This is a genomic window from Aeromonas sp. SCS5 (genome assembly GCF_001887375.1).
GTDB lineage: Bacteria > Pseudomonadota > Gammaproteobacteria > Enterobacterales > Aeromonadaceae > Aeromonas > Aeromonas jandaei.
In genome coordinates this window covers 105,669-128,816 of sequence record NZ_LFCS01000011.1, presented here as the reverse complement: position 1 = coordinate 128,816, position 23,148 = coordinate 105,669, and the positions used below count along the sequence as shown (strand labels likewise).

Annotated in this window: 20 protein-coding genes; 12 read left to right on the top strand and 8 right to left on the bottom strand. The window is 61.9% G+C overall.

What is annotated here, in order from left to right; all coding sequences use genetic code 11:
• Positions 1 to 2: 2 nt before the first annotated feature.
• From arnC to arnF, 6 genes are read left to right on the top strand one after another with little or no spacing between them, the layout of a single operon-like run.
• On the top strand, positions 3 to 983 hold the full coding sequence (gene arnC / locus BS300_RS15505) for an undecaprenyl-phosphate 4-deoxy-4-formamido-L-arabinose transferase (protein ID WP_042031885.1): 981 nt from the start codon (positions 3 to 5) through the stop codon (positions 981 to 983).
• Complete coding sequence (arnA, locus tag BS300_RS15500) at positions 980 to 2,971, top strand: bifunctional UDP-4-amino-4-deoxy-L-arabinose formyltransferase/UDP-glucuronic acid oxidase ArnA (protein WP_071913814.1); 1,992 nt, start codon at positions 980 to 982, stop codon at positions 2,969 to 2,971. Before arnC ends, arnA begins: the two co-directional genes overlap by 4 nt.
• The gene (gene arnD / locus BS300_RS15495; protein WP_071913812.1) at positions 2,964 to 3,863 is read left to right on the top strand and encodes a 4-deoxy-4-formamido-L-arabinose-phosphoundecaprenol deformylase; all 900 of its coding nucleotides are present in this window, start codon (positions 2,964 to 2,966) and stop codon (positions 3,861 to 3,863) included. The genes arnA and arnD overlap by 8 nt, the downstream gene beginning before the upstream one ends.
• A 31-nt stretch (positions 3,864 to 3,894) precedes the next feature.
• A complete protein-coding gene (gene arnT, locus BS300_RS15490; protein WP_071913809.1) occupies positions 3,895 to 5,538 on the top strand; it encodes a lipid IV(A) 4-amino-4-deoxy-L-arabinosyltransferase in 1,644 nt (547 codons plus the stop codon).
• On the top strand, positions 5,538 to 5,882 hold the full coding sequence (locus tag BS300_RS15485) for an EamA family transporter (protein WP_071913807.1): 345 nt from the start codon (positions 5,538 to 5,540) through the stop codon (positions 5,880 to 5,882). The genes arnT and BS300_RS15485 overlap by 1 nt, the downstream gene beginning before the upstream one ends.
• The gene (arnF, locus tag BS300_RS15480; protein WP_071913805.1) at positions 5,879 to 6,286 is read left to right on the top strand and encodes a 4-amino-4-deoxy-L-arabinose-phosphoundecaprenol flippase subunit ArnF; all 408 of its coding nucleotides are present in this window, start codon (positions 5,879 to 5,881) and stop codon (positions 6,284 to 6,286) included. Before BS300_RS15485 ends, arnF begins: the two co-directional genes overlap by 4 nt.
• 72 nt (positions 6,287 to 6,358) lie before the next feature.
• Here the strand turns inward: arnF and BS300_RS15475 are convergent, their stop codons facing one another.
• From BS300_RS15475 to yqhD, 7 genes are all read right to left on the bottom strand, one after another.
• Positions 6,359 to 7,687, bottom strand: a complete 1,329-nt coding sequence (locus tag BS300_RS15475) for a CoA-disulfide reductase (protein WP_071913803.1) — start codon at positions 7,685 to 7,687, stop codon at positions 6,359 to 6,361.
• Between the two features lie 79 nt (positions 7,688 to 7,766).
• Positions 7,767 to 9,167: an L-cystine transporter gene (locus BS300_RS15470; protein WP_071913800.1), complete on the bottom strand. Its 1,401-nt coding sequence runs from the start codon at positions 9,165 to 9,167 to the stop codon at positions 7,767 to 7,769.
• A gap of 134 nt (positions 9,168 to 9,301) precedes the next feature.
• Positions 9,302 to 10,588: an L-serine ammonia-lyase, iron-sulfur-dependent, subunit alpha gene (locus BS300_RS15465; protein WP_071913797.1), complete on the bottom strand. Its 1,287-nt coding sequence runs from the start codon at positions 10,586 to 10,588 to the stop codon at positions 9,302 to 9,304.
• 279 nt (positions 10,589 to 10,867) lie between these two features.
• A complete protein-coding gene (locus BS300_RS15460; RefSeq protein WP_071913795.1) occupies positions 10,868 to 11,647 on the bottom strand; it encodes a transporter substrate-binding domain-containing protein in 780 nt (259 codons plus the stop codon).
• Positions 11,648 to 11,745: 98 nt separating this feature from the next.
• Positions 11,746 to 13,230: a Re/Si-specific NAD(P)(+) transhydrogenase subunit beta gene (gene pntB / locus BS300_RS15455; protein ID WP_041209536.1), complete on the bottom strand. Its 1,485-nt coding sequence runs from the start codon at positions 13,228 to 13,230 to the stop codon at positions 11,746 to 11,748.
• Between the two features lie 11 nt (positions 13,231 to 13,241).
• Positions 13,242 to 14,768 (bottom strand): Re/Si-specific NAD(P)(+) transhydrogenase subunit alpha, encoded by a 1,527-nt coding sequence (gene pntA / locus BS300_RS15450; RefSeq protein ID WP_042031897.1) that lies wholly within the window; start codon positions 14,766 to 14,768, stop codon positions 13,242 to 13,244.
• Between the two features lie 508 nt (positions 14,769 to 15,276).
• Positions 15,277 to 16,440 (bottom strand): alcohol dehydrogenase, encoded by a 1,164-nt coding sequence (gene yqhD / locus BS300_RS15445; RefSeq protein WP_071913793.1) that lies wholly within the window; start codon positions 16,438 to 16,440, stop codon positions 15,277 to 15,279.
• A gap of 157 nt (positions 16,441 to 16,597) precedes the next feature.
• Between yqhD and BS300_RS15440 the strand changes: the two genes are divergently transcribed.
• The 6 genes from BS300_RS15440 (at position 16,598) to BS300_RS15415 (ending at position 21,184) form a co-directional block, all read left to right on the top strand.
• Positions 16,598 to 17,500 carry an AraC family transcriptional regulator gene (locus BS300_RS15440; RefSeq protein ID WP_071913791.1) on the top strand — a complete coding sequence of 301 codons (903 nt, stop codon included), beginning with the start codon at positions 16,598 to 16,600 and terminating at the stop codon, positions 17,498 to 17,500.
• Between the two features lie 17 nt (positions 17,501 to 17,517).
• Positions 17,518 to 18,030 carry a lipocalin family protein gene (locus tag BS300_RS15435; protein WP_071913789.1) on the top strand — a complete coding sequence of 171 codons (513 nt, stop codon included), beginning with the start codon at positions 17,518 to 17,520 and terminating at the stop codon, positions 18,028 to 18,030.
• A 412-nt stretch (positions 18,031 to 18,442) separates the two neighbouring features.
• A complete protein-coding gene (locus tag BS300_RS15430; RefSeq protein WP_041209532.1) occupies positions 18,443 to 19,138 on the top strand; it encodes a DUF969 domain-containing protein in 696 nt (231 codons plus the stop codon).
• Positions 19,138 to 20,061 (top strand): DUF979 domain-containing protein, encoded by a 924-nt coding sequence (locus BS300_RS15425; protein WP_071913787.1) that lies wholly within the window; start codon positions 19,138 to 19,140, stop codon positions 20,059 to 20,061. Before BS300_RS15430 ends, BS300_RS15425 begins: the two co-directional genes overlap by 1 nt.
• A gap of 14 nt (positions 20,062 to 20,075) precedes the next feature.
• Positions 20,076 to 20,723 carry a pyroglutamyl-peptidase I gene (gene pcp / locus BS300_RS15420; protein ID WP_244463207.1) on the top strand — a complete coding sequence of 216 codons (648 nt, stop codon included), beginning with the start codon at positions 20,076 to 20,078 and terminating at the stop codon, positions 20,721 to 20,723.
• Entirely contained in the window at positions 20,720 to 21,184 is a 465-nt protein-coding gene (locus BS300_RS15415; protein ID WP_042657314.1) for a gamma-glutamylcyclotransferase family protein, read from the top strand. Before pcp ends, BS300_RS15415 begins: the two co-directional genes overlap by 4 nt.
• A 65-nt stretch (positions 21,185 to 21,249) precedes the next feature.
• Here the strand turns inward: BS300_RS15415 and BS300_RS15410 are convergent, their stop codons facing one another.
• Entirely contained in the window at positions 21,250 to 23,142 is a 1,893-nt protein-coding gene (locus tag BS300_RS15410) for a methyl-accepting chemotaxis protein (RefSeq protein ID WP_071913785.1), read from the bottom strand.
• Positions 23,143 to 23,148 lie beyond the last annotated feature (6 nt).

Sequence of the window (23,148 nt, the reverse complement as noted above, 5' to 3'; positions counted from 1 at the left end):
ACGTGAACCATAACGACATCAAGCGGGTCTCCGTCATCATCCCCGTCTACAACGAGGAGGAGAGCCTGCCCGAGCTGCTGCGGCGCGTCACCGAATCCTGCGAGCAGCTGAGTCAGGATTACGAGGTGATCCTGATCGACGATGGCAGCCGCGACCGCTCCGCCACCATCATCAGCGAGGCAGCGGCCCGCGAAGGGAGCAAGCTGGTTGCTGTGCTGCTCAACCGCAACTATGGCCAGCATGCCGCCATCATGGCCGGCTTCGAGACCGCCAAAGGGGATCTGGTGATCACCCTGGATGCCGACCTGCAAAACCCGCCGGAAGAGATCCCGCGGCTGGTCGCCACCGCCATGGAAGGGTATGACGTGGTCGGCACCATCCGCCGCAACCGGCAGGACTCATGGTTTCGCAAGACGGCCTCGCGCTTTATCAACAAGTCGGTACAGCGGGCGACCGGCGTCCAGATGAGCGACTACGGCTGCATGCTGCGCGCCTATCGTCGCCACATCATTGACGCCATGCTCTGCTGTCAGGAGCGCAGCACCTTCATCCCCATTCTGGCCAACAGCTTTGCCCGCCGCACCACCGAGCTGGAGGTGGGCCACGCCGAGCGCGCCCACGGCGAATCCAAATATGGCCTGATGCACCTCATCAACCTGATGTACGACCTGGTCACCTGCATGACCACGGCCCCGCTGCGCCTGCTCAGCATCGTTGGCAGCGTGGTGGCGGGGATCGGCTTCACCTTCTCGATCCTGCTGATCCTGCTGCGCCTGCTGATGGGCGCCGACTGGGCAGCAGACGGCGTCTTCACCCTGTTTGCCATTCTCTTCACCTTTGTCGGCGTGCAGCTGATCGGGATGGGGCTGCTGGGTGAGTACATCGGCCGCATGTACACCGATGTGCGTGCCCGCCCCCGCTACTTCATTCACCAAATCGTTCGCTCCACCCCGGATGCTTCGCAACAGGAAACTCAATCATGAAAGTTGTCGTCTTTGCCTATCACGATATCGGCTGCACCGGTATCGAGTCCCTGCTTCAGGCCGGCTATCAGATCCAGGCGGTCTTTACCCACGCCGACGATCCGGGCGAGAACCGCTTCTTCGACTCGGTCGCCCAGCGCTGTGCCGAGCACGACCTGCCGGTCTTCTCCCCCGAAGACGTAAACCATCCGCTCTGGATTGAGCGCATTCGCGAGCTGGCACCCGAGGCCATCTTCTCCTTCTACTACCGCAACATGCTCAAGCAGGAGATCCTCGATATCCCGACCGTCGGGGCCTTCAACCTGCACGGCTCCCTGCTGCCCGCCTATCGCGGCCGCGCGCCCATCAACTGGTGTCTGGTCAACGGCGAGACCGAGACCGGCATCACCCTGCACCGGATGACGGCCAAACCCGATGCCGGCGATATCGTCGCCCAGCAGGCGGTGGCCATTGCCGACGACGACACCGCGCTGACCCTGCATGGCAAGGTGCGTCAGGCGGCCCATGCCCTGCTGGAAGGTGAACTGGTCAAACTCAAGCGCGGGGAGAGCCGCTTCACCCCGCAGGACGAGAGCAAGGCGAGCTACTATGGCCGCCGCACCCCGGCCGATGGCGAACTGCACTGGCACCGTCCGGCCCGCGAGCTCAACAATCTGGTACGCGCCGTCACCCAGCCCTATCCGGGGGCCTTCAGCTTTGCCGGCGATCGCAAGCTGACGGTCTGGAAATCGCAGCCGCTGGCGATCCAGAGCGACCAGCAGCCGGGCACCATTCTCTCCCACGATCCACTGCGCGTGGCTTGTGGTGAGGGCGTGCTGGAGATCCTGGCCGGTCAGGCCGAAGGGGGGCTCTATGTACGCGGCACCCAACTGGCCCGCGAACTGGGGCTGGTCGAAGGAATGAAGATCGGCGCCAAGGCGAGCAATGCCCTGCGCAAGGCGCGCCTGACCCGGGTGCTGATCCTCGGCGTCAACGGCTTTATCGGCAACCACCTCACCGAGCGTCTGCTCAAGGATGGCGGCTACGAAGTGTATGGCCTCGACATCGGCTCCAGCGCCGTGGATCGCTTCATCGGCCACCCCAACTTCCACTTCGTGGAGGGGGACATCAGCATTCATACCGAGTGGATCGAGTATCACATCAAGAAGTGCGACGTGATCCTGCCGCTGGTGGCCATCGCCACCCCCATCGAGTACACCCGTAACCCGCTGCGCGTGTTCGAGCTCGATTTCGAGGAGAACCTCAAGATCGTCCGCTACTGCGTCAAGTACAACAAGCGCATCATCTTCCCCTCCACCTCAGAGGTGTACGGGATGTGTGACGATCACAGCTTCGACGAGGATGAATCCCGCCTCATCGTCGGCCCCATCAACAAGCAGCGCTGGATCTACTCCGTCTCCAAACAGCTGCTGGATCGGGTCATCTGGGCCTACGGCAAGAAAGAGGGGCTCAACTTCACCCTGTTCCGCCCCTTCAACTGGATGGGGCCGCGCCTCGACAGTCTGGACTCTGCCCGCATCGGCAGCTCCCGCGCCATCACCCAGCTCATTCTCAATCTGGTGGACGGTACCCCGATCCAGCTGGTGGATGGCGGCGCCCAGAAGCGCTGCTTCACCGATATCGAGGATGGCATCGAAGCCCTGTTCCGCATCGTCGAGAACAAAAACGATCGCTGCAACGGCCAGATCATCAACATCGGCAACCCGGACAACGAGGCGAGCATTCGCGAGATGGCGGAGGTGCTGCTCGCCAAGTTCGATGCCCACCCGCTGCGCGACCACTTCCCGCCGTTCGCCGGCTTCAAGCTGGTGGAGAGCAAGTCCTTCTACGGCGACGGCTATCAGGATGTCTCCCACCGTCGTCCGAGCATCCGCAATGCCCGCAAGCTGATCGACTGGGAACCGACCATCGAGATGGAAGAGACCATCGGCAAGACGCTGGACTTCTTCCTGCAAGGGGCGGTCACCACAGGAGTCGAGCATGACTGAAGTGGGTCTGCGGATCGACGTCGATACCTTCAGGGGGACCCGTGACGGGGTTCCCCGCCTGCTGCAACTGCTCGACCGGCATCAGGTGAAGGGGAGTTTTTTCTTCTCGGTCGGTCCCGACAACATGGGGCGCCACCTGTGGCGCCTGCTCAAGCCCCGCTTCCTTCTCAAGATGCTGCGTTCCAACGCAGCATCCCTGTATGGGCTCGATATCCTGCTGGCCGGCACCGCCTGGCCCGGCAAGCCTATCGGCAGAGAGCTGGGTTCCCTGATGCGCGACACCGACAGCGCCCGCCACGAGGTGGGGCTGCACGCCTGGGATCACCACGGCTGGCAGGCCAACACCGGTCGCTGGAACGAGGCCGAGCTGATCCGCCAGACCCGGCTCGGAGTCGATGCCCTGAGCGAGATCCTGGGGCACGCGGTGGATTGCTCCGCCGCCGCCGGCTGGCGGGCCGATCCGCTCACCACCCAAGCCAAGGAGCAGTTCGGCTTTCGCTACAACAGCGACTGCCGCGGCTGCGGCCTGTTCCGCCCCATTCTGGAGGATGGACGGCCCGGCACCCCGCAGATCCCGGTCAACCTGCCCACCTTCGACGAGGTGGTGGGGCATCAGGTGACGGTCGACGGTTTCAACCACTTCCTGCTGAAGCAGCTGACCGCGACACCGCAACCGGGACCCCATGTCTACACCATCCACGCCGAGGTGGAGGGGATCGTCATGGCGGATCAGTTCGATGCCCTGCTCGGCGAGGCCAAAACGCGCGGCATCCGCTTCGTCCCCCTTGGCGAGCTGCTCCCGTCCGACCCGACTCAACTACCGACCGGTCACCTGCTGCGCGGCACCCTGCCGGGGCGCGAAGGGTGGCTCGGCTGCAAGGCAACCCCATGAACCAGCTCACCAGATTGCAACCGAGGATCTCATGAAGATGACCCGATGGGCCCTGCCCCTTTTCTTTCTGCTCTTTTACCTGCTGCCGCTCAACCAGCGGATGCTGTGGAGCCCGGACGAAAACCGTTACGCCGAGATCAGCCGGGAGATGGTCACCACGGGTGACTGGGTGGTGCCCCACTTCCTCGGCCTGCGCTACTTCGAGAAACCCATCGCCGGTTACTGGTTCAACAGCCTCAGCCAGCTGATGTTCGGCGAGAGCAACTTTGCCGTCCGCTTCGCCTCGGCCGCCTCGACCGGGCTGAGCGCGTTACTGGTCTTCTGGTTTACCCTCCAGCTCTGGCAGTGCCGGCGCAAGGCGTGGTTCGCCAGCCTCATCTATCTCTCGACCCTGATCGTCTACGGCATCGGCACCTACAGCGTGCTGGATGCCATGGTGACCCTCTGGCTCAACGCCGCCATGGTGAGCTTCTACCTCATCCGGCAGGAGGGGCCGCCCGGCCGCAGGATGGCGGGCTATCTGCTGTTTGGTCTCGCCTGTGGTATGGGCTTCCTCACCAAGGGGTTCATCGCGCTGGCGGTGCCGGTCATCGTGCTGGTCCCATATATGCTGACCCAGGGACGCCTGCTCGAACTGGTGCGCTTCGGGCCGCTGGCCATCCTGAGCGCCGCCCTGCTGGCCGCCCCCTGGGCCATTGCCATCCATCAGCGGGAGCCGGACTACTGGCACTACTTCTTCTGGATTGAGCACATCCAGCGCTTCGCCTCGGAAGATGCCCAGCACAAGTCCCCCTTCTGGTACTACCTGCCGATGGGGCTGCTCGGCACCCTGCCCTGGCTGGGGCTGCTGCCGGGCGCACTGAAGCAGGGGTGGCAGGAGCGCAAGATCGGCCAGCAGACTCTCTATCTGCTGGCCTGGCTGGTACTGCCCTTTATCTTCTTCAGCATCGCCAAGGGCAAGCTGCTCACCTATATCCTGCCCTGCTTCGCCCCGCTGGCCATCCTGCTCGCCAACAGCGCGGTCAATGCCCTCAGGGAGGGGCGCGATCAGCCATTTCGCCTCAACGCCTGGATCAACGGCCTGTTCGGTCTCATCTGCGTAGGGGTGCTGGCGGTACTGGCCTTCTCGCCACAACATGCGGTCTACGGCCGCTACGAGATGGGCAAGCTGGCCATTGCCATGGCGATCTTCGCCAGCTGGTCGCTGCTCGGCTTTATCCAGCTGGTGGCTCCCGTCCGCAGCTGGCAGCTGAGCGCCCTCTGTCCCATGGTGCTGGCCGTTGCCCTGCCGCTGGCGCTGCCGTTATCGCTGGTGGACTCCAAACTGCCGGAGCACTTCATCAAGGCCAACCGGGAGATCCTGATGGAATCCCACACCCTGCTGGCCAACGAGGTGGGTACCGCCTCCTCCATCGCTTGGGAGACCAAGCGCAGCGAGGTCAACCTGTTCGACAGCATGGGCGAGCTGAGATATGGCCTTGGCTATCCGCAGGGCAAGGGGCGCTATGTCACGCAAGAGGAGTTCCCGAACTGGCTGGCACAGGCTCGCCAGGAGGGGCAGGTCGCCCTGCTGCTGCGCACCGATGATGACGAGCAGATCGCCGCGCTGCCCCCGGCAGACCAGACCATCCGCAGTCACCGCTTCACCCTGCTCGTCTACCACGGGAATCGCTGATGGATATCCTGCTCCTCCTGCTGGTCAGCCTCCTCACCAGTGCGGGCCAGATGCTGCAAAAGCAGGCGGTCATCAGCTGGCAACGCACACCGCAAGGCCACTGGCAGAAGCTCGCCTCTCCCTGGTTGCTGGGGAGCATTGCAGCCCTTGGCAGCGGCATGCTGCTCTGGATCTATCTGCTGCAGCGGCTGCCGCTGAGCATGGCCTACCCCATGCTCAGCCTCAATCTGGTGCTGGTGCTGCTCGGCTCGCGCCTCTTTTTCCGCGAGCCGGTGAGCAGCCGCAACTGGCTGGGGGCTGCCGCCATCATTGTCGGCGCCCTGCTGCTGGGAGGTCTGCTATGAAGGGTTATCTCTACGTACTGGGCAGCATAGTGCTGGTGACAGTGGCGCAGCTCTGCATGAAGTGGGGGGCGATAAGCCTCCCTGAGTGGCAAGCCGATCCCGCCGTGATGCTGGCTCACCCCCTGCCGCTCCTCACCATCGCCATCGGCATCCTCTGCTACGGGCTGTCGCTGCTCTGCTGGCTGGCGGCGCTGCACTCGACGCCGCTCAATATCGCCTACCCGCTGCTCAGCACCAGTTACGGGCTGGTCTATCTGCTGGCGGTAAGCATGCCGGCCTTTGCCGAACCGCTGGTGACGAGCAAGGCGGCAGGCGTTGCACTTATCTTCTTCGGCGCCGTGCTGGTCGGCAGCAAACCGGCGACAGGCAAGCCGGAGCGGCAAGATCCCCCTGCCGATCCCTGAGGCAGTTTTAAGCAAAAAGAAGAGGCGGCACCCTGTGCCGCCTCTTCTCATTTTCCGCCTGAGCAGCGCCTGTTACTTCGCGACGTTGCCCGCCACGTTCAGGGCATCCCAGGTGCGGGAGAAGGGCGGCGCATAGGCAAAATCCAGCATGCCGAGCTGCTCGGTGGTCACCCCCATGGTGATGGCCACCGCCAGTGCATCAATGCGGTGTACCGCCCCCTTGCGACCGAGGATCTGGCCGCCCAGCAAGCGCTTGCTGCCCGCCTCGTAGACCAGCTTGACGTGAATGTCGGACTGACCCGGGCAGTAGTTGGTGTGGCACTTGTCCTTGATCACCACGGTGCGATAGTCGATCCCCATCGCATTGGCCTCCTGCTCGGAGAGACCGGTACGGCCCGCCTCCAGCCCCAGCACCTTGAGCGCGGCAGAGCCGAGGGTGCCCGGGAACTCTTGCTCTGCACCGGCCAGGTTCTCACCAACCATGCGGCCCAGCTTGTTGGCGATGGTAGCGAGCGGCACATAGACCTGCTGCTGCTTCACGGCGTGCCAGACGCTGGCACAGTCGCCGGCCGACCAGACATTGGCCAACGAGCTGCGTCCCTGCCGATCCACCTTGATGGCACCGTTGCCGAGCCGCTCGATGCCGGTATCAGCCAGAAACTCGGTGTTGGGCTTGACCCCGGTACAGACCACCACGATATCAGCTTCGTACTCGCCCTGACTGGTTCGCACGCCGGTCACCCGGCCATCCCCCAGCAACGCTTCGACCCGCTCGCCAAGATGGAGAGAGACCCCCTGCTCACGCAACTCGGTTTCGATGTGCTGGGTGATCTCGCCATCAAACGCATCGGGAATAACCCGATCCGCCAGCTCGATGAGACGCACCTCTTTGCCCTGATGCACCAGCGCCTCGACCACCTCCAGCCCGATAAAGCCGGAACCGATCACCACGGCGCGGCGATTGTTCTTGTCTTGTACCGCCGCCTTCAGCGCCAGTCCGTCGGCCATCCGGCGCAGACCGAATACCCCTTGCAGCTGCAAACCGGGGATGGGTGGCATCACTTCGCGGGCGCCGGTGGCGATCATCAGCCGATCGTAGCGATCGGTGAAGGTGTCGCCGTTGTGCTCGACAGTCAGCGTCTGCGCGGCAGCATCCAGACTCAGCACCCGGTGGCCAATCTTGACCTCGATCCCCTTGGCGGCGAACTGCTCTGGGGTGAACTCGGCCATGTAGCCGGGCTCCTGAAACTCGTCGCCGACGAAGTAGGGCAGGCCGCAGGCACCGAAGGAGATCACCTCGGATGCTTCATACACCACGATTTCGGCCTCTTTGGCCAGTCGGCGTGCTTTGGCGGCCGCACTCATACCGGCGGCTTCGCCACCGATGATCACGATTCTCATAGTTGCTCCTGTCAATGACGCAGGGAGGGCATGCCCTCCCTGTGGTTGATGGCGGGAAGGTTGCCCCTCCCGCAGCGGATCAGATGGTGGACTCTTCGCCGTCCAGACTCACTTCGTGATCGCTGTTGAATACGTTCATGTCGGTTTCCCCCAGCAGGCGGCTGGTGACCGTGCCCGCGGTGATGGAGCCGGAGACGTTCAGCTCGGTACGGCCCATGTCGATCAGCGGCTCGATGGAGATGAGCAGACCGGCCAGCGCCACCGGGAAGTCCAGCGCGGAGAGCACGATCAGCGCGGCAAAAGTAGCGCCGCCGCCAATGCCGGCCACCCCGAAGGAGCTGACGGTGATGATGGCGATCAGAGTCATGATGAAGCTCGGATCCATCGGGTTGACCCCGACAGTCGGTGCAATCATCACAGCCAGCATGGCCGGATAGATACCGGCGCAGCCGTTCTGACCGATGGTGGAACCGAAGGAGGCGGCGAAGTTGGCGATCCCCTCCGGAATACCCAGCGACTTGGTCTGGGTCTGCACGTTCATCGGGATGGAGCCCGCACTGGTACGGGAGGTGAAGGCAAACGCCAGCACCGGCGTGATCTTCTTGAGGAAGCGGGCCGGGTTGATGCCGACCATGCCGACCAGCAGCAGGTGCACGGCGAACATGATGGCAATAGCGCCGTAAGAGGCCATAACGAAGCTGAGCAGATTGATGATGTCAGCGTAGTTGGAACCGGATACCACCTTGGTCATCAGGGCCAGCACACCGAACGGGGTCAGGCGCAGCACCAGGGTCACCATCCGCATCACGATGGCGTGGGCCACGGCGATGAAGTGGCTGAAGCTGGCGAAGATCTCCGGCTTCTTGCGGGCAATCCCGGTAGCCGACAGACCGATGAAGATGGAGAAGATCACCACGGCAATGGTGGAAGTCTTGCGACCGCCGGTCATGTCGAGGAAGGGGTTGGCCGGAATGAACTCCAGCACCATCTTGGCAAAGGACATGCTCTCGACGCTACCGAGGGTGCTCTGCAGCGCCGCACCACGAGCGCTTTCCGCAGCACCGGCAGTGAGCCCTTCCGCAGTCAGACCAAACAGGTTGGACATCAGGATGCCAGCCCCTGCCGCGATAGCGGTGGTGAAGATCAGCACGCCGATGGTCATGGCACTGATCTTGCCAAGGGCGGTACCGCCGTTGAGCTTGAGGATGGCGCTGATGATGGAGACCATGATCAGCGGGATGATGATCATCTGCAGCAGCTTCACATAGCCGCTACCGACGATATCGAGATAGTCGATGGTCTGGCCAATCACCGCAGAACCCGCTCCGTAGAGCAGCTGCAGGGCGGCCCCGAACAGGATACCCAGCCCCAGACCGGCAAACACCCGGCGGGTGAAGCTCACATGTTTTTGCTGCAACCGATAGAGGAAGAACAGCAAGAAGGCCGCAATGGCCAGATTACCGATAACGCTAAGTGTCATGAGATGACCCCCCAAAAAGCGGGCAATGCCCGGGAAACAAGAGCAAGCACGACGCATGCCCTGGCAACCGTGTCTGACGGCCTGACCCGTCACGACATAAACAAGGGGGTCTGAGCCCCCTTTGTTTTACAAACTTATGGCTTCTGCTGTTTCGCTCGCATGATGTTGATGATCTCGATATCGGTATCCAGCATCCCCTCTTTGGAGAGCCGGCCCAGATTGGCGATGGTCTGGTCCACATCGTCGGAGACGATCCCCTCGCTCTGGGGCACATGCAGGTTGTTGATGGCCATCAGCGAGGATTTCACCGCCGCCGAGGTCGAGGTCGAGACCTTCATGGAGCAGGCGCTGCCGGCGCCGTCACAGATGATGCCGGAGACATCGCCAATCATGTTGTTGATGCAGTGGCTGATCTGCTCGAACTGGCCGCCCAGCAGCCAGGTGATGGCCGCGCCGGAGCCCATGGCGGCGGTGCTGGCGGCGCAGAGAGCCGACAGCTTGTTCTGGTAAGTCTTGATGTAGATGGCCACCAGATGGCTCATCACCAGCGCCCGGGTCAGCTGCTCGTCGTTCGCCTTGAGGAAGCGGGCCGCCGCGACCACCGGCATGGTGGCGGCAATACCCTGATTGCCGGAGCCGGAGTTGGACATGGCGGGCAGCATGGCGCCATCCATCCGCGCATCGGAAGCAGCGGAGGAGAGGCGCATCGCCAGTGTCATCAGGTCATCGGAGAGCAGCTTGCGCTCCACCTGTTCGGTGAGGATCTTGCCGATGCGCAGGCCGTAACCCTGCAGCCCTTCATCTGCCAGCGCCTGATTCATGGTGGCGGCCTCGCGGATGAAGTCGATCTCCGCCAGCGGCACTTCCAATGCAAAATCGACGATCTCGCGCAGGGTCATGGTCGGTTTGGCGGATTTGGCTGGCTGGATCTGCACGCCGGGAGCGTTGTCCTGCTGCATCAGCACCTCGCCATCCTTCTCCATCAGGATGATGCGGGTGTGGTCGGTACAGATCACCACCCGGGCGCTGTGGCCCTCCACCTCGGCCAGTACCTCGGCGTAGAGCACGTCCGGCACATCCTTCACGTCCACCTTGATGGCGGGCAGCAGCGCCTTGGCCGCTTCCACCTGCTCTGACGTGAGAGTCTTGAGCACCTCCAGCCCGGCATCCGGGTTGCCCCCTGTGATGCCGACCGCAGCGGCCACCGGCAGGCCGATCATGCCGGTGCCCGGCACCCCGACTCCCATGCCGTTCTTGAACAGGTTGCCGCTGACCCAGACACTGATACGGGTCGGATCCTGCCCCAGCAGCTTGCGGCAGTTGGCCGCAGCCAGGGCGACCGACATCGGCTCGGTGCAGCCAAGGGCCGGCACCACTTCACGCTTGAGCAGGGTAATAAAGTCGGTCCATTGTGCTTTCATCTGTGCAATCTCATCTTGGTGGCGCAATGCCTGTCATCGCCACAGGCAACAGCATGGCAAAAAGGGTGACCGGGGGTCAGCATCAATTCGGGGCGCGCCGCAACGGCGTCGCGAGAGAGGTAGCCGCCTGATGGCAGCTCCATGCAAATCAACTGAATTTGATTCTAATATCAATAAAATCAAATTAAGTTGCGCAATATCGCTTTTTTCAGCGCCATTATGCCCGTCTTTTAACAAAGTGCGACAAATTGTGAGGCAACGCACAGCGGGCGGGCCCGCCTAGAGGTGATAGCGGGCCAGCAGCTGCTTGTAGGCGGGGGTCTGCTTGAACAGTTTCAGGGCGGCAGAGAAACGGATAGCCAGCTGATCGTGGCCGGGTTTGTGGGTAAATCCGAGAAAGTTGCGGCTATCGTCGGTCAACATATAGGAGCCGTGGCTCACCTGATCCTGCAGCCCCTGGGTGTGCAGCAGATACCGTCCGACCAGCTCGTTGAGCACCACCCCGTCCAGCCTGCCCGCCATCATCAGGTGGAGCTGCTTGACGGCATTCCCCTCCCCCGTCATCGGCACCCGGATCACCCCGGTATCGGTCAGAAAGGATTTACTGTAGGCATAGTCGGCCTGAATGCCGACCCGCAACCCCTTGAGGTCGGCCAGCCGGGTGACATGGAGCGGACGATCCACCGGATAGAAGAGCACCTCGCCGCTGTAGGAGAGCGGCTCATCGGGATAGTAGAGCCAGCTCTTGCGAGCCTCGGCATAGAAGATGTCGATCACCGCATCTCCTTCGCGCAGCATCGCCTGCTGCAATACCCGCTTCCAGGGGAGCACCCTGATTTCGGTGCGATAGCCAAGCTGCTGCAGCACGGTACAAGCCAGATCGAGATCGGCTCCCACCAGTCGACCTCCATCATCACGCATCACGTAGGGCGGCCACAGCTCGGTCAGCAGCGTCAGGGTCGGCGGTTTGTCCGCCGCAGCCGCCAAACCGGCACCAAACAGCGAGGCCAGCAACCAACCGTAACACCCGATCCTTCGCCAACCCTGACACCACATCATGGAGATCCCTCATGGTCCGTATGGATTGAGGATATACAAGGGATGGGCAATAAAAAAGGAGGCCGAAGCCTCCTTGATATCCCATCTCTGAATGGCACTTACAGTGCTTTCAGGATTGCCTCGACGCTGGCCTTGGCATCGCCAAACAGCATCTGGGTATTCTCTTTGAAGAACAGCGGGTTCTGGACACCGGCATAACCAGTGTTCATGGAGCGCTTGAAGCCGATGACGTTCTGCGCTTTCCACACTTCCAGCACCGGCATGCCGGCGATCGGGCTGCCCGGGTCTTCCATCGCAGCCGGGTTGACGGTGTCGTTGGCACCGATCACCAGCACGGTATCGGTATCGGCAAAGTCCTCGTTGATCTCGTCCATTTCCAGCACGATGTCATACGGTACTTTCGCTTCCGCCAGCAGCACGTTCATGTGGCCAGGCAGACGACCGGCAACCGGGTGGATACCGAAGCGCACCTTGACGCCGCGGTCACGCAGCTTCTGGGTGATCTCGGCAACCGGATACTGAGCCTGTGCCACCGCCATACCGTAGCCCGGGGTGATGATGACAGAGCTGGAGTTTTTCAGCAGGTCAGCCACTTCCTCGGCGCTGGTTTCGCGGTATTCGCCCATCTCCTGATCAGCCGTGGAGGCCACGCCATCGGAGCCGAAGCCACCGGCTATCACGGAGATGAAGGAGCGGTTCATCGCCTTGCACATGATGTAAGAGAGGATGGCACCGGAGGAACCCACCAGCGCACCGGTGACGATCAACAGGTCATTGGAGAGCATGAAGCCCGCCGCCGCTGCCGCCCAACCGGAGTAGGAGTTCAGCATGGAGACCACGACCGGCATGTCGGCACCACCGATGGAGGCAACCAGATGCCAGCCAAAGGCGAAGGCGATCAGGGTCATCACCAGCAGAGCGAAGGTGGAGCCACCGGCGTTGACGAAGTAGACCATCAGGGCCAGAGAGGCGACCACAGCCAGCAGGTTCAGCTTGTGGCGGTGCGGCAGCATCAGCGGCTTGGAGGAGATGAGACCACGCAGCTTGCCGAACGCCACCACGGAACCGGTGAAGGTCACCGCACCGATGAAGACGCCGAGGAAGATCTCGACCAGGTGGATGTTCAGCATGGCGCCGGTCAGGTGCTCGACCTGGGCAACGCTGGCTGCCTGCTCGAACGCCGCACGGGCGGCTGCCAGAGTGGCATCCAGGTTGGAACCAACGGAGACAACCACTTCAGCAGGTGCGGAGGGGTGCAGATCGATGAAGCTGTTGAAGCCCACCAGCACTGCCGCCATACCCACGAAGCTGTGCAGCACGGCCACCAGCTCGGGCATCTCGGTCATCTCGACCTTGAGCGCCAGACGCACGCCGATGGCACCACCGATCACCATGGCCAGAATGATCCAGTGAACGCCACTGGTCTCCGGGTTGAACACGGTCGCGATCAGGGCGATGGCCATACCCGCGATACCGAACAGGTTGCCATGTTTGGCCGTCTCTTGCTTCGACAGTCCCGCGAGACTGAGGATGAAGAGCACGGCGGCAACGATATAGGATGCTGTTACCAGTCCTTGAGACACGTTAAACCCCCTTAATCCTTACGGAACATCTTCAGCATGCGCTGAGTGACGGTGAAGCCGCCGAAGATGTTGATACTGGCAATCAGCACGGCGATGAAGGCCAATGCGGTAACCAGAGTCGACCCTTGCCCGATCTGCAGCAGGGCACCGACCACGATAATGCCGGAGATGGCATTGGTGACCGACATCAACGGCGTGTGCAGGGCGTGAGAGACGTTCCACACCACGTAGTAACCGACCACACAGGCCAGGATGAATACGGTGAAGTGGGAGAGGAAGGCTGCCGGGGCAACGGACGCAATCCAGCCGAAGGCGGCGATGCCAAGGGCACCGAACACGAACTTCTTGTTGGAAGGCTTGGCCTCTTCCTTCTTGGCGGCCGGTTTGGCGGCGGCCGGTTTCTGCGGGGCAGCAGAGACGGAGATGGCGGGCGGCGGGAAGGTCACTTCACCGGCCTGGATCACCGTCATGTTGCGCTGAACCACGTCTTCGAAGTCGATGGCAACGTTGCCGTCCTTCTCCTTGCACATCAGCTTCATCAGGTTGACCAGGTTGGTACCGTAGAGCTGGGAGGATTGGGCAGGCAGGCGACCCGGCAGATCGGTGTAACCAATCACCTTGACGCCGTTGGCGGTGACATGCAGTTCGCCCGGCACTGTGTATTCACAGTTGCCGCCGGCCTGAGCGGCCATGTCCACGATGACGGAGCCCGGCTTCATGCTGTCGACCATCTCTTTGGTGATCAGCTTGGGAGCAGGCTTGCCCGGGATCAGGGCGGTGGTGATGATGATGTCCACCTCTTTGGCCTGCTGGGCAAACAGCTCCATCTCGGCCTTGATGAACTCTTCGCTCATCACTTTGGCGTAACCATCGGAGGAGGAACCATCCTCACCGCCGAAGTCGAGCTTGAGGAACTCGCCACCCATGGATTCGATCTGCTCGGCCACTTCCAGACGGGTATCGAAGGCACGCACGATGGCACCGAGGGAACCGGCAGTACCGATGGCAGCCAGACCGGCTACGCCGGCACCGATCACCAGTACCTTGGCAGGCGGCACTTTACCGGCAGCAGTGATTTGGCCGGTGAAGAAGCGACCGAACTGGTGCGCAGCTTCAACGACGGCACGATAGCCACCGATGTTGGCCATGGAGGAGAGGGCATCGAGGGACTGGGCACGGGAGATCCGCGGCACCATATCCATCGCCATTACATTGATGTTGCGCTCGGACAGCTTCTTGACCAGCTCGGGGTTCTGGGCAGGCCAGATGAAGCTAATCAGAGTGGCGCCATCTTTAATTTGTGCGATCTCGGCATCGGTCGGCGCATTGACCTTGAAGATAAGGTCGGCTTGCCAGACATTCGGCACCACGCTGGCACCGGCAGCCTCGAAGGCGGCATCATCGAAGCTGGCCGACAGGCCTGCGCCGGTCTCGATGGCGACCTCGAAGCCGAGCTTTTTCAGCTGCTCGACGGTAGCCGGGGTCGCTGCGACCCGGGTCTCACCGACGAGACTCTCTCTCGGTATTCCAATCTGCATGACTATTCCCTGATGGTTAATAAACAATCGCTGCCCAGTGTCTCATTTCTGGCGAAACAAGACATGACCAAAGTGCAGGTCTTGGGCTCTTTGTTATGAAAATCAGTAGGCTTTACCTCAACCTCCTGTCATGGTCAGGCCCCCGCTTTTCAGGCGCGAAGGTGATTAGTATCAAATTTTGGAGTTTTATTACAACCGCACGCCTGACAGCACGCGTACAGATTTCAGCCCATCCCCGCCGAGGATTAAAAAAAACAAACCAAATTAGAGGCTTATACCAGTAAAAACGGCTGAAAAAAGTGATCCAACCAGTCAAAAAAAATGTTTCACCGGCTCTCTATCTTAGCGTTTTTTGTTCTTACGAAATGCGCCGGAGCTCTGTACGGCTGCGGCAAAGGCCGAAAAAATAACAATTTCACAACAATGACAGGGCCGCACTCCCGCCAGCTGGCAGGAGGCGGCCCTCGATATTCAATCGTTTCGCCGGTTGGCGCCCGATCCGGGGCTTTTACCAGGCAGCTTCATAAATATGCTGACTCTGCACCAGATCGATATCGCCGTGCTCGCCCAGACGGCTCATGCCGTGCTCACCCAGCTTGCCGATCAGGGTATCGATACCCAGATCTTTGAGACCGTAGTCGCGCAGCCGGGTCTTGACCCCCATCCGCTCGAAGAAGTCGCGGGTCGCGGCGATGGCATCGTCGATGCGCTCCGCTTCGCTGCCGCTGCGCAGACCCCACACCCGCTCTGCGTATTGCAGCAGCTTGGCATGCTTCTGTTTGCGCTTGGCCTGCAGCAGGGCGGGCAGCACGGCTGCCAGAGTCTGGGCATGGTCAAGTCCGTGCAGAGCGGTCAGCTCGTGACCCAGCATGTGGGTGGCCCAGTCCTGCGGCACACCGGCACCGATCAGGCCGTTCAGCGCCATGGTGGCACTCCACATGATGTTGGCACGCACCTCGTAGTTGTGCGGCTCGGCCAGCGCCTTGGGGCCCTCTTCGATCAGGGTCAGCAGCAAGCCTTCGGCGAAGCGATCCTGCACCTTGGCGTTGACCGGATAGGTGAGGTACTGCTCCACGATGTGGACGAAAGCATCCACCACTCCGTTAGCCACCTGACGCTCGGGCAGGGTGTAGGTGAGCACCGGATCGAGCACGGCAAAGCGCGGCATCACGAACGGCGAGAAGAAGTGCACCTTGTCGCCACTGCTGCGACGGGTGATGACGGCACCCATGTTCATTTCGGAACCGGTCGCCGGCAGGGTCAGCACCGAACCGAGCGGAATGGCGGAGCGCATTTCGCTGCCGACGGTCTCGAGAATGTGCCAGGGATCCCTGGCCGGATCGTAGTGCGCGGCAGCGGCGATAAACTTGGTGCCATCGAGCACCGAGCCGCCGCCAACGGCCAGCAGGAAGTCGACCCGCTCGGCACGGGCCAGAGCCACGGCGCCCATCAGGGTCTCGTAGGCCGGGTTGGGCTCGATGCCGCCAAATTCAAACAGGGTGAAGCCAGCCAGTTCGCTGCGGATCTGCTCCAGCAGACCGCTGCGTACCACGCTCCCGCCACCGTAGGTGATCATGACGCGGGCATCGCTCGGCAGCTGCTCGCGCAGCTGGGCGATCTGCCCCTGGCCGAACAGGATTTTGGTCGGGGTATGGAGAGTAAAGTTGTTCATCGACATTGCCTTCTTCTGATAGTCAGGGCGGCCTGGCCGCGAAATCGTGATTGCATTTTTCTCCAGAACAACCCTACCATCAAGACAACATCCTGCTTGATTCTTGCCTATTACTACAAAGCAGTGAAAACCAAAACAGTCGAATCAAAGAGCACCCATGCAAAACCGTTACAGCGACCTCGCCGCCAGAGTAGCCCGCCACGTCACCACCCCCGGCATCTCCCCGTCCCCGGTGAAACAGGTCAATCTCATCTACACCACCGAGTACCACGGCCGCACTCCGGTGCTTTACCAGCCGCGGATGATCGTGATCCTGCAGGGGCACAAGGTGGGTTATCTGGCGGATCAGGTATTTCGCTACGACCCCAACCACTACCTGCTGATGACCCTGCCGCTGCCCTGCGAGTGCGAGTGTTTCGCCTCCCCCGAGCAGCCCCTGATCGGTTTCTCCATCGAGATCGATCTGGTCATCCTGCAGGAGCTGTTGCTGGAGCTGGGCGATGCCCTGCCCGCCCCCGCACCGCAAAAGAGCGGCGTCCACTCGGTCCCCCTGTCGGAGACCATGTTCTGCGCCGCCGAGCGGCTGATCGAGCTGATGGACAATCCGCTGCACGCCAAGGTGCTGGGGCCGCAAACGGTGCGGGAGATGCTGTTTCACGCCCTCACCGAGGGGGGCGGCCCGGCGTTGCAGGCGCTCGCCAACCGCCACAATCACGTGGGCCAGATAGCCCGGGTGCTGCGTATGATAGAGCAGCGCTACGCCGACAACCTCACCATTGAGGAGCTGGCACGGGAGGTGAACATGAGCGTCTCCGCCTTTCACCACCACTTCAAGGCGGTCACCGCCACCTCGCCGCTGCAGTACATCAAGTCGTTTCGCCTGCACAAGGCGCGTCTGATGATGCTGCACGACGGCATCAAGGCGGGGGCGGCCGCCGCCAGAGTCGGTTACGAGAGCAACTCCCAGTTCAGTCGGGAGTACAAACGGTTCTTCGGCAGCACGCCGACAGATCAGGCCTCCCGCTTTCGGGATGGCCAGCTTCGCATCATAGAGGGATAACGAGAGAGGGATTACCTATGCGTTCACTGCTTTGTCTGTTTACCGTCTGGCTGCTGACAGCCTGCACCGGCCTCGCCGACGGCATCCGCCCCGTCACCGGCTTCCAGCTCGACCGCTATCTCGGCACCTGGTACGAGATTGCCCGCCTCGACCACGGTTTCGAACGCGGGCTGGAGCAGGTGAGTGCCACCTACAGCCTGCGTGACGATGGTGGCGTCAAGGTGCTCAACCGCGGCAAGCAGAGCGATGGCAGCTGGCGCGAAGCCGAGGGCAAGGCCTACTTCGTCGGTAGCCCTGACGAGGCACGGCTCAAGGTGAGCTTCTTCGGCCCCTTCTACGGCGGCTACAACGTCATCGATCTCGATCCCGATTACCAGCTCTCGCTGGTGACCAGCTACAACCACGACTACCTCTGGATCCTCGCCCGCTCACCCAACCCGCCCAAAGCGAAGGTGGATGCGCTGCTCGCCAAGGCGAAATCGCTGGGCTTTGCCACCGACCAGCTTATCTGGGTCAAACAGAGTCATTGACCCCTGCCACCGGTGGCGAAACGCCTTCGCCACCGGCTTGTTTTTCCTTTCCAGTGAATCCCCCGCCCCCACCTTCGCAGCCATAAAAATACCGCCGGTTGGTTGTTGCCAATATATTGCGAAGCTGCATCATGCCCTGCCAATAGCGCAACAAATAATAGCCATATTATCAGTTCTGCCTTGCCACACAGGCACCGGCAATCATTGCCACAGCTGATTAAGGTGAAACGAAATAGCGTCAAAATAATGGGATTCACCGTTGACCAGAGAGCAATAAACCAACAGCAAAAGGTAATTAAAAACCAAACGAATCCCACCAAAGTGATTATTTGTTGCCATCCCCGGAGTCTGGTGATAAACAACTCGGCTACCAAAAATTACACATAAATATTCACTTTAACGAGGTGGCTAATTGGAATGGATTAAACTGAGCGGCATTCTTATTATTTTGTTGGGTTTTTATTTCAAACTCGACACCCTGGCTGTTGTACTGGTGGCCGCCGTCACCACGGCGCTGGTCTCCGGTCTCTCCATGACCGATTGCCTCTCCCTGCTGGGGGAAGCCTTCGTCTCCAACCGCATGGTGACGCTGTTTCTGCTGACCTTGCCGATGATCGGCATCTGTGAACGCTACGGCCTCAAACAGCAGGCTGTCACCCTGATCGAGCGGATCAAGAAGCTCACCCCGGGCAAGTTCATGACCCTCTATATGTTTATCCGCGAACTGGCCGGTCTCTTCTCGGTGCGGGTTCAGGGTCACACCCAGTTTATTCGTCCGCTGGTAAATCCCATGACTCAGGCAGCCGCCACCAAGGTGCACGGCAAATTAAGCGAAGAGGACGAGGAATATATCAAGGCGCGGGTTTCGGCCACCGAAAACTACGGCAACTTCTTTGCCCAGAATACCTTCGTCGCCTCAGCCGGGGTATTGCTGATCGTCGGTACATTTGAATCTCTTGGATATAGCGTCTCTGCCGTCGATATTGCCAAGGCATCCATGCCGATCGCCATTATCGCCCTGCTGATGGTGGCTATTTCCAATATGTGGTTTGACCGTCAGATGGCCAAGACATATACCGTGAGCAGCGACAAGGAGGGGCAACAATAATGGCGACCCTCATCCCCAACATGCTCGAATTCTTTTATGTGCTGATCGGCGTCATCCTGTTCAGCAGCGCCTGGCGCGTCCTGCGTGACCCCAGCCACCCGGCCAAAATCGGTACCGCCCTGTTCTGGACCATCCTGGGTGTGCTGTTTGCCTTCGGCAGCTATATCCCCAATGTCATCAATGGCGTGCTGATCCTCGCCATGGGGGTCATCACCCTGCTCAAGCAGGTGAAGATCGGCAAGCTGGAGCAGGCGGGCGAGGAGGAGTCCCAGCGCCACGCCAACCGCATCGGCAACCGGATCTTCCTCCCCTGCATCCTGCTGGCCGTGCTGGCGGTGGTGATCGCCCAGTTCACCCCCCTTGGCGGTCAGGTGGGTATCGGTCTGGCGGCGGTCATCGCCTTCGTCATCACGGTCCTGCTGACTCGTGCCACCCCCTCCACCGTGGTGGGTGACTCCGACCGGATGATCCAGCAGGTCGGCATCACCGGCATTCTGCCGCAACTGCTGGCCGCGCTCGGGGTGATCTTCAACAAATCCGGCGTCGGCGATGTCATCTCCCACGGCATCTCTACCGTGGTGCCGGTCGGCAGCCCCTTCGTCGGGGTGGTTGCCTACTGCCTCGGCATGATGGTCTTCACCATGATCATGGGCAACGCCTACGCCGCCTTCACCGTCATCACCGCCGGTATCGGCATCCCCTTCGTCATCGCCCAGGGCGGTGACCCGGTGGTGGCCGGTGCGCTGGCGATGACCGCCGGCTTCTGCGGCACCCTGATGACCCCCATGGCCGCCAACTTCAACGCCCTGCCCGCCGCCCTGCTGGAGATGAAGGATCTCAACAAGGTGATCAAGGTGCAGGTGCCGATGGCGCTGACGCTGGTGCTGATCCATATCGCACTCATGTATTTCTGGGCATTCTGACCATTCGGGAGAAGATGATGAAAGTACTGATTACCGGTTTTGACCCCTTCGGTGGCGAGCCCATCAACCCGGCATGGGAGGCGGTCAAGCGCCTGCCAGAGACCATTCTGGACGCCACCGTGATCAAGGCGCAGATCCCCACCGTCTTTGGCAAATCAGCCACCCTGCTGGCGGAGCTGATGCGCCAGCACCAGCCTGACGTAGTGATCAACGTCGGCCAGGCGGGCGGTCGCTTCGCCATTACCCCGGAGCGGGTCGCCATCAACATCGACGATGCCCGTATCCCCGACAACGAGCAGCAGCAGCCCATCGACGAAGTGATTCAGGCCGATGGCGCACCGGCCTACTTCTCCCGTCTGCCCCTCAAGGGGATGGTGCAGCGCATCAAGGAGAACGGCATTCCGGCGGCGGTCTCCAACACTGCCGGCACCTTCGTCTGCAACCACATCATGTACCAGCTGCACTACCTGATCGAAAAAGAGTTCCCGGCGGTGCGCGGCGGCTTTATCCACGTTCCCTACATCACCGAGCAGGTAGCGGACAAGGTGAACCAGCCCTGCCTCGCCATGAGCGAGATTACCCGCGCGCTGGCGCTGGCCATCGAGGCGGTGGTGCTGCAGCAGGATGGCGATATCAAGGTCGTGGGCGGCGAGATCTCATGAGCCTTTGCCAGCCACGCCCGCTGTTCGTCTACGGCAGCCTGATGGACGGGCTGTTCAACTACCGCCGCTATCTGGCTCACCACGTGAGCCAGACGCCGCGACGCGCCCGGGTGCGCGGCGCCCTCTATCACCTGCAGCACAAGGGCTACCCCGCCCTGCTGCAGGGGGATGACTGGGTCTATGGCGAGCTGTTTGTGCTGGACGACTTCCCTGCCGCCATCGCGGCCCTCGACGAGATGGAGAACTTCCACGGCGAGGATGATCCCCAGAGCGAATATCTGCGCCAGCTCATCGAGGTGGAGATCTTCGACCCGGCGCAGGGGCGTTATGTCGGCCAGCAGCAGGCCTACCACTACCGCTACGTGGTGCAGCACGATCCCAGGTGGCAGCAGGGCAAGCACTATCTGCCCGACGGCAACTGGCGTGCCTTCCATCTGGCGCAGCTGGAGAGCGCCGCCTGACGGTCAGCGACAATAACAAAGGGCAGCCCGCGGGCTGCCCTTTTTCATGGAAGATGGCCTGAGGCTCAGAGCCGGAAACGGCCGATCTCCTGTTCCAGCCGCTCGGTCAGCGCCTTCAGCTCGGCCGCCTGCGCCGCCTCCTGATTGGCCTGCTCGGCCAGCTCCTGCGAGACGTGGCGGATATTCTCGGTGTTGCGGCTGATCTCGCTGGTCACCGAGGTCTGCTCTTCCGCCGCCGCCGCAATCTGGGTCGCCATGTCGCTGATGGAGCCGATCGCCTCGTTGATCCGCGCCAGACTCTGGTTGGCGGACTCCGCATCCTCGACGCTGGTGCCCGCCAGCTGGCGACTGGTCTCCATGCCACCCACGGCGCGGCGGGTGGTCTGCTGCAGGGTCTCGATCATCTGCTGGATCTCGTCGGTGGAGTCGTGAGTACGGCGCGACAGCACTCGCACCTCATCCGCCACCACCGCAAAACCGCGCCCCTGCTCACCGGCCCGCGCCGCCTCGATGGCGGCGTTGAGCGCCAGCAGGTTGGTCTGCTCGGCAATGCCGCTGATGGTGGCCAGAATGCCGCTGATCTTCTGGGCGTGGGCATCCAGCTCATTGATGATCTGGCTGGCATCGGCCACCTCGTCCGCCAGCCCGGTAATGCTGCGCTGGCTCTGGCCGACCTGCGACTGACCGGCGACCGCCAGCTTGACCGCCTCGCCGGAGGTGGTAGCGGCAAACTCGGCGTTGCCGGCGATCTCCTGCGTAGCGGAGGCCATCTCGGTCACCGCGGTCGCCACCATCACGATCTCGTCCTGCTGCTGACGCACCCGCTGGCTGCGGGAGTGGGCGCCGGCCGCCTGAGCGCGGGACTGGGCAGCCAGCTCGACGGTGACATCGCGCAGCCGGCTGACGATGCCGTGCAGCCGGGCCACGAACTGGTTGAAGTTGCGCGCCAGCTGACCCACCTCATCCTGACTGCGGGTGTCGATATGGACGGTGAGATCCCCCTCGCCATGGGCGATGTCATGCAGCGCACCGGCCACCCGGCCCAGATCGGCAAACAGATACTTGAACATGGCGGTGAGCAGGGCGCTGAACACCAGCATCAGCACCAGCGTCAGGCCCACCAGCTGCCACAGAAGGGAGGCGAGCGGCGCCTCCAGCACGTCACGATACATCACCATGGCCAGCAGCCAGTCGGTGCCCGGCACCGGCTGTACCGCCAGCAGCACGTCGCGCCCGTCGAGGGTGGCGGCGTGCAGTTCGTTGTTCTCGCGGCCCCACTGCTGGAAGGTGGCCGCCGACAGATCGGGGGAGAGCTCGCCAATCTGCTTGAGCGCCAGCTCCTTGTTGGGGTGACCGACGATGAGGCCGCTGCTGTCGAGCAGCATGGCGTACCCCTCGCCCTGCACCTGCATCGCCAGCACCTCGTCGATCAGCTTGTCGAGCGCCAGGTTGGCCCCCACGGCGCCGACCAGCTCGCCCTGATGGCGCACCGGCTCGGAGAGGGTCACCACCAGCTTCTGCATGGTGACGCTGACATAGGGGGCGGTGACGATGAGCTGCCCCGCCTTCACCGCATCCTGATACCAGGGGCGCTCGCGCGGGTCATAGTTGCCGGTGTTGAGGGAAGGATCCTGGCGGGTCATCACCCCCTGAGTCGAACCAAAGTAGGTGAGGCCGAAGCCGCCCGAGGTATAGGCCTGCTTCAGGTGTGGCACCAGCTCGGCCTGCGGGTTGTCGGCGATCAGGTTCACCAGCGCGTGCACCGTGTTCTTGCGATCCGCCATCCAGTCACCGATGGCGACCGAGTAGGCGTGACCATAGTTGACCGCCTCGCTCTGGATGGCGCTCATGGTGCGGGATTTGAGGGTGTGAAAGGCAACGATGCCGAGCAGTGATGCCATCAGCAGCACCACCCCGAGACTGGTTGCCAGCAGCTTGCCGCGCAAAGAGAGGGTCATGACGAC

Coding starts and splice junctions, on each gene's coding strand:
- BS300_RS15410 (WP_071913785.1), bottom strand. CDS start 23,142: ATGACCCTCTCTTTGCGCGGCAAGCTGCTGGCAACCAGTCTCGGGGTG.
- BS300_RS15460 (WP_071913795.1), bottom strand. CDS start 11,647: ATGATGTGGTGTCAGGGTTGGCGAAGGATCGGGTGTTACGGTTGGTTG.
- arnA (WP_071913814.1), top strand. CDS start 980: ATGAAAGTTGTCGTCTTTGCCTATCACGATATCGGCTGCACCGGTATC.
- pntA (WP_042031897.1), bottom strand. CDS start 14,768: ATGCAGATTGGAATACCGAGAGAGAGTCTCGTCGGTGAGACCCGGGTC.
- BS300_RS15475 (WP_071913803.1), bottom strand. CDS start 7,687: ATGAGAATCGTGATCATCGGTGGCGAAGCCGCCGGTATGAGTGCGGCC.
- BS300_RS15435 (WP_071913789.1), top strand. CDS start 17,518: ATGCGTTCACTGCTTTGTCTGTTTACCGTCTGGCTGCTGACAGCCTGC.
- BS300_RS15470 (WP_071913800.1), bottom strand. CDS start 9,167: ATGACACTTAGCGTTATCGGTAATCTGGCCATTGCGGCCTTCTTGCTG.
- BS300_RS15415 (WP_042657314.1), top strand. CDS start 20,720: ATGAGCCTTTGCCAGCCACGCCCGCTGTTCGTCTACGGCAGCCTGATG.
- pcp (WP_244463207.1), top strand. CDS start 20,076: ATGATGAAAGTACTGATTACCGGTTTTGACCCCTTCGGTGGCGAGCCC.
- BS300_RS15425 (WP_071913787.1), top strand. CDS start 19,138: ATGGCGACCCTCATCCCCAACATGCTCGAATTCTTTTATGTGCTGATC.
- arnT (WP_071913809.1), top strand. CDS start 3,895: ATGAAGATGACCCGATGGGCCCTGCCCCTTTTCTTTCTGCTCTTTTAC.
- arnD (WP_071913812.1), top strand. CDS start 2,964: ATGACTGAAGTGGGTCTGCGGATCGACGTCGATACCTTCAGGGGGACC.
- arnF (WP_071913805.1), top strand. CDS start 5,879: ATGAAGGGTTATCTCTACGTACTGGGCAGCATAGTGCTGGTGACAGTG.
- BS300_RS15485 (WP_071913807.1), top strand. CDS start 5,538: ATGGATATCCTGCTCCTCCTGCTGGTCAGCCTCCTCACCAGTGCGGGC.
- yqhD (WP_071913793.1), bottom strand. CDS start 16,440: ATGAACAACTTTACTCTCCATACCCCGACCAAAATCCTGTTCGGCCAG.
- BS300_RS15465 (WP_071913797.1), bottom strand. CDS start 10,588: ATGAAAGCACAATGGACCGACTTTATTACCCTGCTCAAGCGTGAAGTG.
- BS300_RS15440 (WP_071913791.1), top strand. CDS start 16,598: ATGCAAAACCGTTACAGCGACCTCGCCGCCAGAGTAGCCCGCCACGTC.